Here is a 14,279-nt window from a genome sequence, read left to right on the forward strand (position 1 = left end):
GAGGACGATTCGTAAAAGCCCGTACAAGAAAGGGACCAGCATGTCGTTGACCGACCAGACCATCCGCTCCCGCGAAGGCGAAGAACTCGATGCCGCCGTGATCGACGGCTTCCTCAAGGACCACATTTCCGGCCTGCAGGGTCAGCCGCGCATCAGCCAGTTCCCCGGCGGCGCCTCGAACCTGACCTACCTGATCCAGTACGACAACCAGGAACTGGTCCTGCGTCGCCCGCCGTTCGGCAAGAAGGCCAAATCGGCCCACGACATGGGTCGCGAGTACCGCATCCTGAACCAGCTCAAGGACGGTTTCCCCTACTGCCCCAAGGCGTACACCTATTGCACCGACGAATCGGTGATCGGCGCCGAGTTCTACGTCATGGAGCGGGTCAACGGCATCATCCTGCGCAGCGACCTGCCCAAGGAGCTGAACCTCGACGCGCCGAAAACCACCGCGCTGTGCAAGAGCTTCATCGACAAGTTCGTCGACCTGCACAATGTCGACTACAACGCCTGCGGCCTGGGCGACCTGGGCAAGCCGGAAGGCTATGTGCAGCGCCAGATCGGCGGCTGGATCGACCGCTACGAGAAATCCCTGACCCCCGATGCACCGGCCTGGGAACAGGTGAAGCAGTGGCTGCGCGAGAAGATGCCGGCCGACCACCACAAGCCGGGCATCGTCCACAACGACTACCGCTTCGACAACGTCATCCTCGACCCGAACAACCCGATGCAGATCATCGGCGTGCTCGACTGGGAAATGACCACCATCGGCGACCCGCTGATGGACCTGGGCAACACCCTCGCCTACTGGATCGAAGCGGGCGACCCGCAGCCGATGCAGATGCTGCGCCGCCAGCCGAGCCACGAGCCGGGCATGCTGACCCGCCAGCGGTTCGCCGACTACTACGCCGAGCGCGCCGGCATCCAGATCGACAACCTCGATTACTACTACACCTACGGCCTGTTCCGCCTGGCCGGCATCATGCAGCAGATCTACTACCGCTTCTTCCACGGCCAGACCCAGGACAAGCGCTTCGCCACCTTCATCCACGCCAACAAGCTGCTGGAACAGGTGAGCCTGCAAGTCATCGGCAAGTCCCGCCTGTAACGGCGCCCCAGAACAAGGAGAATTTCCATGTCCAAGACCCAACTGTTCGACCTCGAAGGCAAGATCGCCTTCGTCTCCGGCGCCAGCCGCGGCATCGGCGAGGCCATCGCCAAGCTGCTGGCCCAACAGGGCGCCCACGTGATCGTCTCCAGCCGCAAGATCGACGGCTGCCAGGCCGTGGCTGACGAAATCCTCGCCGCTGGCGGCAAGGCCACCGCGATTGCCTGCCACATCGGCGAAATGGAGCAGATCCAGGCCGTCTTCGCGCAGATCCGCGAGCAGTTCGGCCACCTGGACATCCTGGTCAACAACGCCGCCACCAACCCGCAGTTCTGCAACGTGCTGGACACCGACCTGTCGGCCTTCCAGAAGACCGTCGACGTGAACATCCGCGGCTACTACTTCATGTCCATCGAAGGCGGCAAGCTGATGAAGGCCAACGGTGGCGGCAGCATCATCAACGTCGCTTCGGTCAACGGCGTCACCCCGGGCGAGTTCCAGGGCATCTACTCGGTGACCAAGGCCGCGGTGATCAGCATGACCAAGGTGTTCGCCAAGGAATGCGCGCAGTTCAACATCCGCTGCAACGCCCTGCTGCCGGGCCTGACCGACACCAAGTTCGCTTCGGCGCTGGTGAGCAACGACGCCATCCGCAACGTCGCCCTGCAGCGTATCCCGCTCAAGCGCGTGGCCGACCCGAGCGAGATGGCCGGTGCGGTGCTGTACCTCGCCAGCGATGCCTCCAGCTACACCACCGGTGTGACGCTGAACGTGGACGGCGGCTTCCTCGCCTAAGCGTTATTGCAGAACGAAAAAGGGAGCCGGTTGGCTCCCTTTTTCTTTGCCGGAATTCGACTACCTGTAAGAGCAAAGAGAACGCCATCGCGGTTGCTCACGAACGCACGCTGCCTCGCTCCTCAGCGAGCGCCTTTGCAGGGCAGTCCGGGAGCTTGAGATACCCATGCTGCGGGCGCAAGAGGATCGATGGGTATCGCTTCGCTCCACGCCATCCTACGTTCGTGCTTCGCCTTGGTTTCGATGTGGATGGGAAGTCCGCCCCTACGGTCAGGCGCGGTGCCAAGTGATTCGCGAGCAAGCTCGCTCCTGCGAAGAGCCCGACGCCCACTCCACCTTTGGCTTTGGCTTTGGCTTTGACTTTGGCTCCGAAAGTTTTCCAGCGAAACATCCAAGCACTCCGAACGCCCCGTTCAGGAGGCCTCGTTGAAGCGGAGTTTCAGGGGTTGAGCGACATGGATGTCGCGAGAGCCGCGATGGGCCAGGGATGGCCCTTCGCGGCGTGCCCCTGAAACTTCGATTCAACGAGGGAATTTTTCGCCTAAGCGAAAAACCGGATGTCCGGGGCAAGACCTTTGCCCACTTTGGGTCGTTTGCCAAAGTGGGTCGCCCGAGGGGGCGAAACAAGAAGCCAACGCGGACACCGAGGCGGCGCAGAAACACCTAAGCCAACGCAGCAGTCTTGCAACAACAGGGCAAAAGATACGCCGGCCCTGCCGGCGGATCGCGGGCATGGCCCGCTCCTACACAAGCGCGAGGATCACTGCCAGGTTTTCAGGGCCTGGATTGCCGCCGCATTCATGGGCTCGGCGGTCAGCCCGCCGGCTCCATAGCGCACCGCAAAAACAGCCTGGTCGGCCAGCGGCAGGTAATTCACCCGGCCGGCCTTGGGCACGAAGGTCAGCAGGTCATGCTGGCCATCGCGGAGCCAGCGCCACAGGTCGATCCCCAGCGCCTCGTCCGCCAGCGCCACCTTGCGCCCGAGGCTCTGCTGCTCCACCGCCAGGAAGCGGCCGCTGATGTCCTGCAGGCGGTAGCCCGGCGCCAGGCCGATCAGCCGTGCCAGGCCTTTCCACTCCAGCACCCGCGCATCCAGCTGCCAGAGATCACCGGCCAGTTCCACGCGACGCTCTTCATTGCCCTGCAGCAGTGTCACGTCATAACGCTGCTCACCGACCTTGTGGAAGCTCAGCGTCGCCAGCGGGCGCTCTGCCGGCAGTGGGTCGTAGCTGCGCAGGTCCCAGGCCACCAGCGCCACCAGTGCGGCGACGGCCAAGAACAGCATGCCCGCCGTGCCCCGCAGCCAGCCGAGGAACCAGTGACGGTCGAACAGAATGCGGGCGGCGACCACCAGGGCCAACAGCGCCACGAGGGCCACGACCCAGGCCAGACCGTCGTACTGCATCGAATGATTTCCTTCCCCGTAGAAATGCCGGCATTATGCGCACCGCGTACCTGCGCGGCCAGCCAGACCGTCGCAGCTTTCGGGCCCGTTAACGTTTCCTATGCCATCCGCTCTTTACAAAAGAGTGGCGCCGCGGGCTCCTGATCAAGGCCTGACCCATGCCCTTCGAACTCGTCGTAGACCCGACCACCCTCGTCATTCTCGCCGGCGTCGCCTTCCTTGCCGGCTTCATCGACGCCATCGCCGGCGGCGGTGGCCTGCTGACCATCCCTGCCCTGCTCACCGCGGGCGTTCCGCCGCACCTGGCGCTGGGCACCAACAAGCTCAGCTCGACTTTCGGCGCCGCCGTGGCCAGCTACACCTTCTACCGGCGCAAACTGTTCCAGCCGCGCCAGTGGCGCAAGGGCATCATCGCAACTGCGATCGGCGCAGCGCTGGGCGCCTGGGCCGCGCACCTGATGCCGGCGGAATGGCTCAACCGCATGCTGCCGGTGGTGGTCTTCGGCTGCGGCCTGTACCTGCTGTTCGGCAAGACGCCGGAAGCACCGCTGGACGCCAACCCGCAGATCGCCCAGCGCCGCCAGTGGCCGCAGGGCCTTGGCCTGGGCTTCTATGACGGCGTGGCCGGCCCCGGCACCGGCGCCTTCTGGACCGTCAGCAGCCTGCTGATGTACCCGCTCGACCTGGTGCGCGCCAGTGGTGTGGCGCGCAGCATGAACTTCGTCAGCAACATCGTCGCGCTGGCGGTGTTCATCGCCTCGGGTCAGGTGGTCTGGCTGATGGGCCTGTGCATGGGCAGCTCGCTGATGATCGGCGCCTACTTCGGCGCGCGCACGGCGATTGGCGGCGGTGCCAAGTTCATCCGTCCGGTGTTCATCCTGGTGGTACTGGCCTTGACCGTGCGCCTGGCCTGGCAGCACTGGTTCACCGTCGCAGCCTGAGGCAGGCCGGAGCGGCGCCTGGAATCAGGCGCCGCCGGGCAGGACAGGATCGGGACGACCGGCGCGGCGCGCCAGGTAGACCTCGATCAGGTAGCGGGCGATGGAGCGCTCGGCCGGCAGGCGCGGCAGCTCGTCGACGTGGAACCAGCGGGCGTCCTCGATCTCGTCAGGCTGCATGACGATCTCGCCACTGACGTACTCGGCGTGGTAACCGAACATCAGCGAATGCGGGAACGGCCAGGGCTGGCTGCCCATGTAGCGGATATTGCCGATCTCGACGCCTACCTCTTCGCGCACTTCACGCGCAACGCAGTGCTCCACCGACTCGCCCGGCTCGACGAAGCCGGCCAGGGTGCTGTACATCCCCGGCACGAAGCGCGGCGAACGCGCCAGCAGCACCTCATCGCCACGGGTCACCAGCACGATCATGCTCGGCGACAGCAGCGGGTAGCGCTGGATGCCACAGCTTTCGCAGTGCATCGCGCGGTCGCGGAGCATGCGCAGGCTGGGCTGGCCGCAGCTGCCGCAGAAGCGGTTCTGCCGCCACCAGATACCGATCTGGCTGGCGAAGCCGAGCATGGCGAAGATGTCTTCCTCGGCCTGCATCATGAACTGGCGCAGGCCGATCCAGCTGGCGCCTTCCAGCGGGTCGGTACGGTCGATTTCCAGCAGGTACACCGGCTCGCCGTCGAACTCGCCGACCGCATGCTCGGACAGCACCGAAAGGTCCTGGCGCTTGAGCCAGTCACGGGGGAACAGCACGCCGTTGCTGTCGGCGAGGAACTGCTGCTGGCAGTGGGCGAGTGCCCAGCCGCCGTTGGCAGCGACCTCGAACATCGCGGATTCCCAGCGTCCGGTACGCATCAGGCGGCCACCGTCAGGCCCAGGGCCTTGACGCTCTCGCTGGCGACGTCCAGGACGTCGGGTTGGCCTTCAGGCCGCATCATCGCTCCACCCTCCAGGTAGTACTCCAGGCCGGTCAGCGCATCCGCCAGGGTTTCCAGCATCTGCTCGGACGGCATCTGGGTCGTCTCGATCATCTGCCCCTGAATGTAATCGGCACAGGCACCCACGAGCAATGCCGCGCGCTCCTGACCGAGGAACCAGAGGCCGCCGCGTACCGCCTGCAGGCTGATCGGCACGTTGGCCAGATGCAGCTTGTCGCCGTTGGATTCCAGGTACGCGGTGATCGCGCGCTTGGCGAGCGCCAGGCCCGCCTGGGCCTCGTCGATCACCACGATGCGCGCTTCGGCGAGCTGGTGCACGGCGAAGGAATCGTCCTCCCCCACCGGCGTCGGACGCGCGCTCATGCGCTCGCCACGCTCCAGGTTGCCGACCATGCTCTCGACATACAGCAACGCGTCGGCCAGCGCGTTGAGCGCGGCCGGTTCGTCCACCGCGCCCTTGGCGACCCAGCCGGCGACCACGCCATGCTGATGCTGCAACGAAGTGGCAGCGGAGTTCAGGCCGACCATGCCCAGGGTCTTGGCCAGCTTGCCCAGCTGGGTGTGCAGGATGCCCAGCGCATCGGCCTGGGACACGCCGCGCTCGATCAGGTCGAGCTGGTCCTTCACCGCGGTGAGTTCCTCGCGGATCGCCACCGACAGCGAGCGCATCACCGACTGGCCGGGGCCGGACAGGCGTTGCGACTCGTCTTCGAGCAGGTGATCGGTGAACGGCAGCGCTGCCAGGCCGAACACCTGGCGCAGTTCGGTGGCACGCTCGCCGCTGGTATCAGCCAGCGTGGTGAGGTACAGCAGCTCCTTGAGCAGCTGCCGCGGCGCTTCGTACTGCGGGTTGGCGATCAGTTGCTTCAGCTCGCGGTCCAGGCGCGAGAACACCAGCTTGCGCGTCTTGCGCGGCAGCATCTGCGCATCCACCAGCGACTCCAGCGCACCAGCACCGACCCAGCACAGACGGGTGCGCGCGGCGCTGCCCAGCAGCACGTCGAGCTTGCCCAGCGCGCGGCCCATGAGCTTGAGGCTGGGGTAGAGATTCTGTTCGCGGATCAGCCCCACCAGGCCGACCTGGTACATCTGCCGCAGGCGGCGGACTTCACGGGCCGGGTCTTCCACCTGCGGCGCGGTGACGGCGCGCAGCGGGCGCGGCAGGTCCAGGCGCGCGCTGAAGAAGAAGCTCTCCGGCAACGCGGGCTGGCCGGCAGCCTGGCGCACATCGTTGATCGCCGGCAGCAGCAGCTCGGGGATTTCCTGGCGGTGCGCTTCGAGGTTTTCCAGGTAGCGACGCAGCACATAGAGCGCGTTGCCAAGCGCGGCCAGTTGGCCGTCGCGGTCTTCACTGACCCCGGTGGGAATGTCGGTGGCCAGGTCCAGCGCTTCCTGCGCCAGCAGTTCGGCACCGGCCAGCTCGATGAGATTCAGCGTGCCGCGAATCTGGCTCAGGCAATCGACGGAATGTTGCAGCAGGCTGCCGTTCTGACGCTCGGCGATGAAGTGCTCGAGATTCTGCTCGGCCTCTTCCATCGTCGCGAACAGCTCGTCGCGGACCAGACTGAGGGACGTGGCTCCAGTAACCATCGGCCTAGTGCGCCTCCTGCGCGCAAGAAGAGTGGACGGACATCAATCGGCGAACTCGGCGGTCTTCTTGCTCATGTGCGCCATCATGGCGGCCTGCAGGTCCGCGGACTGCAGCATGGCGGCGTTCCAGGTGGCGATGTACTCCAGGCCGTCCTCGACGCGGTGATCGCGGGCGTAGCCGATCATTTCCTTGGTGCCGCGGATGGCGATCGGCGACTTGGCGGCGATCTGCCGGGCCAGCTCCATCACGCCGTCCTGCAGCGCGGAATGATCGGCGTAGACGCTGTTGACCAGGCCGATGCGCTGCGCTTCCTCGGCGTTGACGTTGCGCCCGGTGTAGGCCAGCTCACGCATGATGCCGTCGCCGATCAGGCGCGGCAGGCGTTGCAGGGTACCGACGTCGGCCGCCATGCCCATGTCGATTTCCTTGATGGAGAACTGCGCGTCGGCGCTGCAGTAGCGCATGTCGCAGGCGGAGATCAGGTCGATGCCGCCGCCGATGCAGTAGCCCTGGATCGCTGCAAGGACCGGCTTGCTGCACTTGTCCACGGCGTTGAAGGAGCCCTGCAGTTGCAGGATGGTCTTGCGCAGAGCGCGGGCGTTGCGGCCGACGTCCTTGCCCAGGTGGCTGGCGGCCTGGGCCAGCAGGGCCAGGTCGATGCCGGCGGAGAAGTGCTTGCCGGCACCGCTGAGGACGACGACGCGGACTTCATCCGTTTCATCGGCCCACTGGAAGATATCGATGATTTCCTTCCAGAAATCGGCATTCATCGCGTTGAGTTTTTCCGGACGGTTGATCTGCACATGGGCGATCTTGTCCGCCAGTTCAACGCGGAAGGCTTTGTATTCGGTCACGGGAGATGTCCTCGGGAATGCCCTGCTTCTCGTCTGGGTGCGGCGCGCTGCCGCTGGAGCCCGGGCCAACAGTTCTTATGGTTGCCGCATACAGATTTTTGGCATCGCGCCACTATAACAAGGCAAGACCAAAAGTCGATGCCGCGGTCTGTGACACAGGCCACGGCATCGGTCGTGAATCTGCTCGCAATTCATCCACCAACTGCTTGATCTGCCAGGAAGGTGGCCGCCGCGCGGCAATCAGTCGCCAGCAGCCATCGGCAGCCCCTGCGCGCGGTTGCGGTACTGGCGCCAGGTGTACATCGGGATGCCCGCCATGAACACCAGGAAGCCCCAGAAGATCGCTTGCTGCCCCGTGCCGTAGAGCGCCCACAGCGAGTAGAGGAACCCCAGGCAGCCAATCGCCAGTACTTGCGGACGCGAGCGCGGCGAGAAGGACTCCGGCTTCACCGCCAGCATCTGGATCAGCGCAGCGGTGCAGAAGGCGTAAGGCACGACGCCGGTCATGGTGCCGAGCAGGATGATGACGTTGAACACCTCCACCAGTTCGCCATGGCCGTCGACCATCACCAGCGCAGTCACCAGCAGCCCGGAGGACAGCAGGCCGTTGGCCGGCGCGCCGTTCTTGTTGAGCTTGCCCAGGGATTCGGGGAACAGCCCGTCGCGGGCCGGCGCCACCGGGATCTGGCCCTGCAGCAGCACCCAGCCGTTGAGCGCGCCCAGGCAGGCGATCACCGCACCGCCAGCCACCAGGTAATAACCCCAGGTACCCAGCAGGATGCGCGCGGCATCGGCGAACGGCGAAGTGGACTTGGCCAGCACTTCCGGCGGCATCAGGCCCTGCACGGCGGTGATCGACAGGATGTACACCGCGGCGGCCGCCAGGGTGCCGAACAGCGTGGCGCGGGGGATGGTCTTCTTCGGGTCGCGCACATCGTCGGCCGGCACGGTAGCCGACTCCAGGCCGATGAACGACCAGAGCGTCAGTGCCGCCGTGGTGGCGATCGCCTGGGCGTAGCCCATGTTCGGCAGTTCGCTGGGCGCCGGGATGGTCAGGTAGTCGGGGTTGAAGTGGAACCAGCCGAGAATCCCCACCAGCAGCAGCGGGATCAGCTTGAGCGCGGTCAGGCAGTTCTGCACCACGGCGAAGGCGGTGATGCCGCGCAGGTTGATCAGGGTGCACAGCCAGATGGCGCCGATGGCCGTGGCGACCATCAGCAGCGGGTCGGCCAGGGCCGGGATGAATACCCGCAGGTAGCCCACCAGGGTCACGGCGATGGCGGCGTTGCCGATCCAGGCGGCTTTCCAGTACGTCCAGGCACAGAGATAACCGGCGAAGCTGCCGAAGCCGTCACGGGTATAGGCGTAAGGCCCGCCAGCTCCCGGGTTGAGCCGCGCCAGCCGGGCGAAGGTGAAGGCCAGGATCACCGCCCCGGTACTCGACACCAGCCAGCCGAACAGGCTGAGGCCGCCGAACGCCGCCAGGCTCGACGGCAGCAGGAATACCCCCGACCCCACCATGTTGCCAACCACCAGCGCGGTGCAGCTCCAGAACCCCATGCTGCCCTTTTTCGCTTCCGCCATCTGCGCTCCTTAGAAGCCCGCGATCCGTATTATCGTTTTGGCGCCCTGCTCCTTCGACGAGAAGACGCAGCGCGGCGATCTGTCCTACAGGGTAGACAGCGCCGGGCAAAGGAGGAAACCGTTTTGCAGGGCGAGACCGCCCGTTTCGAGCGATTTCGCCCCGTCTGGTCAATGCCGCTGCAGAAAATCCGTCGTTCAGGCGGACCCGACCTGGCGCGTGCCGATCTCGTAGAGCTGCTCGAACTGCAACGACGGCATCGGCTTGGCGAACAGGTAGCCCTGCCCTTCAGTGCAGCGTTCGGCACGCAGGCGATCACGCTGGGCGGTGGTTTCGATACCCTCGGCGATGGTCTCCAGATCAAAGCTGCGGGCCATGTCGAGGATCGCGCGGATCACCGAGAGGTCCTGCTGGGTCTCCAGCATGCCGATGACGAAGGTGCGATCGATCTTGATGCGGCTCAGCGGGTAGGTCTTGAGCAGGCTGAGGGAGGCATAGCCGGTGCCGAAATCGTCGAAGGCGATACCGACGCCGTAGGAACGCAGGCTCTGCAAGGTGCTGAGCACCGTGTCGTCGTGGTTGAGCACAATGTTCTCGGTGATCTCCAGCTCCAGCGCCTCCGCCGGCAGGCCGTGCCGTTCCAGCGCTTCCAGTACCTGTGTGACCAGGTTGCCCATGCGGAACTGCGCGCCGAACAGGTTCACCCCCATGCGCAGCTCCGGCGCACCGTTGCGCCGCCAGTAAGCCGCCTGGGCACAGGCCTCATCGAGAATCCACGCCCCGACGATGGCCGCCAGCGGTCCGCCCTCCAGTGACGGCAGGAAGGCGGCCGGCGACAGCAGGCCGCGCTGCGGATGCTGCCAGCGGATCAGCGCCTCGACCCCGCGCAGGGAGCCATCGCGCAGGCTGACCTGGGGCTGGTAGAACAGCAGGAACTCGCCGTTGGCCACGGCGCGATGCAACTCCATGCCGTACAGATGCCGCGCTGCCGCTTCCATCTTCAGCGCCGGAAGGAACACGAAGGCATGGCTGCGCCCGCTGCTCTTGGCCTTGAACAGAGCAAGGTCGGCGTCGCCCACCAGCTCCAGTGCCTCCTGCGCGTGCAACGGCGCCAGCGCCACGCCGCAACTGGCAGCGACCCGCACTTCATGCGCGTCGATGACGATGGGCTCGGCGATGCTGGCGATCACCGCCTGGGCGAAGCGCATGGCATGCTCGGGGGAAAGCAGGTTCGGCTCGAGGATGGCGAACTCGTCGCCGCCGATGCGCGCCACCGTGGCGCCCGCGGTCGCCAGCCGGTCCAGGCGCTCGGCGACCTGCCGCAGGATGCCGTCGCCCACCGCGTGGCCGAGGGAGTCGTTGACGTCCTTGAAGCCGTCGAGGTCGATCATCAGCACCGCTGCCGGGCGCGACTGCACCAGCACTTCCTCGGTACGCCGGTAGAACTGGCCGCGATTGGCCAGGCCAGTGAGCACGTCGACGCTGGCCAGTTGGCGCAGCGCCTCCTCTTCCCGATGACGGGCGGTAAGGTCCTTGAGCACGGCTTCGAACTTGAGCTTGCCTTTCTCGGTCCAGCTGAACAGCGTCAGGCCAAGGGACAGCTCGGAGCCATCCTTGCGCACGCCGACGATTTCCCCCGGCACGGCCATGCCATCCAGGGACGTGGCGTCACTGGCCCCACTGATCAGCGCGCGGAACCCCGATCGGTTGCGTTCAGGCAGCAACAGCTCGAAGGACTGGCCGCTGCCCTCGATCAGGTCGTAGCCGAACAGGTTGGCTGCCGCCTCGTTCCAGGCGCCGATCTCGCCCCAGCAATCGAACCAGACCACCGGCGTTGGCGAGGTGCCGGCGTACTCCTCGAACAGCGGCCGGGTGCGCGACGAGGCCACCTCGATGCGCCGCAGTTCGAGCCGGTCCGACGCCATGCGCGCCAACTCGACCAGCCTATCGCGGTCCTCACCGGAAAAATCTTCATGGGGCTGGCTGTCGATGATGCACAAGGCGCCCAGCGCCTGCCCCTCCACCGACAGCAGCGGCACACCCGCGTAGAAGCGCACACCATTGGGCGCGGTCACCAGCGGGTTGTCGTGGAAGCGTTCGTCGCGGCTGGCGTCGCCCACCACCATCACGCCGTCCTGGGCGATGGCATGGGCGCAGAAAGATACGTCGCGCCCCATGTCGACTTCGCCGATGCCGGTGGCGGCGGCGAAGAACACATGGTCACTGCCGATCATGTTCACCGCTGCGACCGGCATGCCGAACATGCGCACAGCGATCTGCACCACCGGGTCGAGGCTGGGCAGCAGGCTTTCGTCGTCGAATCCGTAATCGGAGAGCGCACTCAGGCGCTCGCTCTCGTTCGGCAACGTCACGGGACAGCGCATGGGGGAAACCTCCTTTTTTCCTCAATTTCTCCCTTTACCGATGCGCACAAGGATAGTTCCACTTTTCATACAGTGATGTATGTCACTGCTGTCAGGAGCCGGACGGTCACTTGCAGCATTCCACGGTGTAGCGCCGCTCGCCGTCTACTTCGCGCACTTGCAGCCCATGGACGTCCGAGTCGAAGCCGGGGAAGTTGCGCTCGAAACTCTGGGCGAAGGCCAGGTAATCGAGTATGGAACGGGTGGATTCAGTGAACCGCTCCCCCGGCATGATCAGCGGGATGCCTGGCGGATATGGCACCAGCATCACCGCGGCGATGCGCCCTTCCAACCGATCGATAGGCACCGCCTCGACTTCGCCGCGCACCAGCTGCGCATAGGCATCCGCCGGGCGCATGGCGATTTCCGGGAGCACGGTGTACATGCGCTTCATCGCCTTGGCCGTGGCGTGGTCGCGGTAGCAGCGGTGCAGCTCGTCACACAGGTCGCGCAGGCCCATGCCCGCATAACGCGCCCCGCCCGCCTGGGCAACGCTGGGCAGCGCATCCGCCAGCGGCTGGTTGGCGTCGTAGCTGCGCTTGAACTCCAGCAGTTCGGTGACCAGGGTGCTCCACTTGCCCTTGGTCACGCCCATGGAGAACAGCACGAGGAAGGAGTACAGCCCGGTCTTCTCCACCACCAGCCCGCGCTCCCAGAGGAAGCGGCTGACCACCGCGGCGGGAATCCCACGGGAGTCCAGGCGCCCGCCGGCGGTGAGCCCCGGCGTGGCCAGGGTGACCTTGATCGGGTCGAGCAGCACGTAGTCTTCCACCGCGTCGCCGAAGCCGTGCCAGTCGGCGTTGGGTTCCAGCACCCAGTCGCCGGTCTTCACCTCGTCGGTGCCCTCCACGCCCGGCGGCTGCCAGACGCAAAACCACCAGTCGTCCTCCGCGAGGTTCTGCTGCACGTTGGCCAGGGCGCGGCGGAAGCTCAGGGCTTCGTCGAAGGTCTCCTGGATCAGCGAACGTCCTGCCGGGCCTTCCATCATCGCCGAGGCCACGTCCAGCGAGGCGATGATGCCGTACTGCGGCGAGGTGGAGATGTGCATCATGAAGGCTTCGTTGAAGCGCGCCTGCTCGAAGCGCCGTACGCCGGCATCCTGCACGTGGATCATCGAGGCCTGGCTGAAGGCGGCGAGCATCTTGTGCGTGGAGTGGGTGGTGAACACCAGCGGGCCGCTGTCATCGCGGCTGGTGCCCATGCCATAGCGTCCGGCGTAGAACTCGTGGAAAGCCGCGTAGGCGTACCAGGCTTCGTCGAAATGCAGCACCTCGACGCTGTCGCCCAGGGCCTGCTTGATCATCTGCGCGTTGTAGCAGAGGCCGTCGTAGGTGGAGTTGGTCACCACCGCCAGCCGCACCCTGGGCTCCCGGCCGCGAGCCAGCGGGCTGGCCTCGATCTTCGCAGCGATGGATTCGCGGCTGAATTCCGCCAGCGGGATCGGCCCGATGATGCCCAGCTCGTTGCGCTCAGGCGTCAGGTACAGCGGGATCGCGCCGGTCATGATGATCGCGTGGAGGATCGACTTGTGGCAGTTGCGGTCCACCAGTACCAGATCATCGCGACAGACCATGGAGTGCCAGACGATCTTGTTTGCCGTGGAGGTGCCGTTGATCACGAAGTAGGTGTGGTCGGCGCCGAAATTGCGCGCTGCGCGGGCTTCGGCCTCGGCCAGCGGACCGGTGTGATCGAGCAGCGAGCCCAGCTCGGGGACCGAAACGGAGAGGTCCGAGCGCAGGGTGTTTTCCCCGAAGAACTGATGGAACGCCTGCCCCACCGGGCTCTTGCGATAGGCCACGCCACCGCCGTGACCGGGCGTGTGCCAGGAGTAGTTGGACTGCGCGGTGTGCTCCACCAGCGCGCGGAAGAACGGCGGCAACAGGCCTTCCAGGTACTTGCGCGCAGCGCGACTGACCTGGCGGGCGAGAAAGGGCACGGTGTCTTCGAACAGGTAGAGGATGCCGCGCAGCTGGTGCAGGTCGGCCATGGACTCGGCCGGCGCGTTCTCGATGGTCATCTGCTCGCCGAGGGCGAAGATCGGCAGTTGCGGTGCGCGCACCCGCGCCATGCGAATCAGCTCCACCACGTCCTGCAGCAGGCGCTGGTTCTCCCCCGCCCCCTCGGCGGCCACCAGGATGCAGGCGAGACCATGGTGGGTCGAGGCGACGATGCGCCCCTCGGCGGAACTGGCGGTGGAAAGGATGCTGAAGCCGTCCTGCTCCAGTTCCCGCGCGATATCCCGCACCCGGTCGCCGGCCACGGTATCGGCCTTGATGTCGCGGTGAACGATGAGGATGGGGAATTTCAGATCTTTGTACATTGTGACCCCCTGAATGACGTACGACTGGCGTCGATCCCTTTCAGAGTATGGACTCACGGAATGTAGGGGAATGCGCTCGGCTGACGGCTGTAATAAAACGTCGCGTGGGTGACAGGTGCGCTCACCTTGAGCGTTTTGCTCTGGCTCTGCCTCTAAAAGATTTCCAGAGAAATGCCAGCGCACTCCAGACTGCCCCGTTCAGGAGGCCTCGTTGAATTGGAGTTTCAGGGGTTGAGCGACAGGGATGTCGCGAGAGCCACGGAGCAAAAGAAAGCGCCGGCCTTGCCGGCGGGTCGCGGGCATGGCCCGCTCC

General features: G+C 65.6%; 10 protein-coding genes. 3 read left to right on the top strand and 7 right to left on the bottom strand.

From position 1 onward, the window contains the following. Nucleotides 1–40: 40 nt before the first annotated feature. Together J2T47_RS22090 and J2T47_RS22095 are read left to right on the top strand one after the other, a co-directional pair. The gene (locus J2T47_RS22090; RefSeq protein ID WP_253451639.1) at nucleotides 41–1,108 is read left to right on the top strand and encodes a phosphotransferase family protein; all 1,068 of its coding nucleotides are present in this window, start codon (nucleotides 41–43) and stop codon (nucleotides 1,106–1,108) included. 27 nt (nucleotides 1,109–1,135) lie between these two features. After that, entirely contained in the window at nucleotides 1,136–1,903 is a 768-nt protein-coding gene (locus J2T47_RS22095) for an SDR family oxidoreductase (RefSeq protein ID WP_253451641.1), read from the top strand. A gap of 760 nt (nucleotides 1,904–2,663) precedes the next feature. Here the strand turns inward: J2T47_RS22095 and J2T47_RS22100 are convergent. Then, nucleotides 2,664–3,308, bottom strand: a complete 645-nt coding sequence (locus tag J2T47_RS22100) for a hypothetical protein (RefSeq protein WP_253451643.1) — start codon at nucleotides 3,306–3,308, stop codon at nucleotides 2,664–2,666. Nucleotides 3,309–3,466: 158 nt separating this feature from the next. Between J2T47_RS22100 and J2T47_RS22105 the strand changes: the two genes are divergently transcribed. Next, entirely contained in the window at nucleotides 3,467–4,249 is a 783-nt protein-coding gene (locus tag J2T47_RS22105) for a TSUP family transporter (protein ID WP_253451645.1), read from the top strand. A gap of 24 nt (nucleotides 4,250–4,273) precedes the next feature. On the opposite strand, the gene nudC is transcribed toward J2T47_RS22105, so the two are convergent. The 6 genes from nudC to J2T47_RS22135 form a co-directional block, all read right to left on the bottom strand. After that, nucleotides 4,274–5,113, bottom strand: a complete 840-nt coding sequence (nudC, locus tag J2T47_RS22110; protein WP_253451647.1) for an NAD(+) diphosphatase — start codon at nucleotides 5,111–5,113, stop codon at nucleotides 4,274–4,276. Next, a complete protein-coding gene (locus tag J2T47_RS22115) occupies nucleotides 5,113–6,786 on the bottom strand; it encodes a ferrous iron transporter B (RefSeq protein WP_253451649.1) in 1,674 nt (557 codons plus the stop codon). Before J2T47_RS22115 ends, nudC begins: the two co-directional genes overlap by 1 nt. 42 nt (nucleotides 6,787–6,828) lie before the next feature. Continuing rightward, a complete protein-coding gene (locus J2T47_RS22120) occupies nucleotides 6,829–7,641 on the bottom strand; it encodes a crotonase/enoyl-CoA hydratase family protein (protein WP_253451651.1) in 813 nt (270 codons plus the stop codon). Between the two features lie 240 nt (nucleotides 7,642–7,881). Then, complete coding sequence (locus tag J2T47_RS22125; protein WP_045208363.1) at nucleotides 7,882–9,225, bottom strand: amino acid permease; 1,344 nt, start codon at nucleotides 9,223–9,225, stop codon at nucleotides 7,882–7,884. A 195-nt stretch (nucleotides 9,226–9,420) separates the two neighbouring features. After that, nucleotides 9,421–11,607 carry a putative bifunctional diguanylate cyclase/phosphodiesterase gene (locus tag J2T47_RS22130; RefSeq protein ID WP_253451653.1) on the bottom strand — a complete coding sequence of 729 codons (2,187 nt, stop codon included), beginning with the start codon at nucleotides 11,605–11,607 and terminating at the stop codon, nucleotides 9,421–9,423. Nucleotides 11,608–11,713: 106 nt separating this feature from the next. Continuing rightward, nucleotides 11,714–13,966: an arginine/lysine/ornithine decarboxylase gene (locus tag J2T47_RS22135; protein WP_253451655.1), complete on the bottom strand. Its 2,253-nt coding sequence runs from the start codon at nucleotides 13,964–13,966 to the stop codon at nucleotides 11,714–11,716. Between the last annotated feature and the right edge of the window lie 313 nt (nucleotides 13,967–14,279).

The organism is Pseudomonas nitroreducens (assembly GCF_024170165.1).
Classification (GTDB): domain Bacteria; phylum Pseudomonadota; class Gammaproteobacteria; order Pseudomonadales; family Pseudomonadaceae; genus Pseudomonas; species Pseudomonas nitroreducens_C.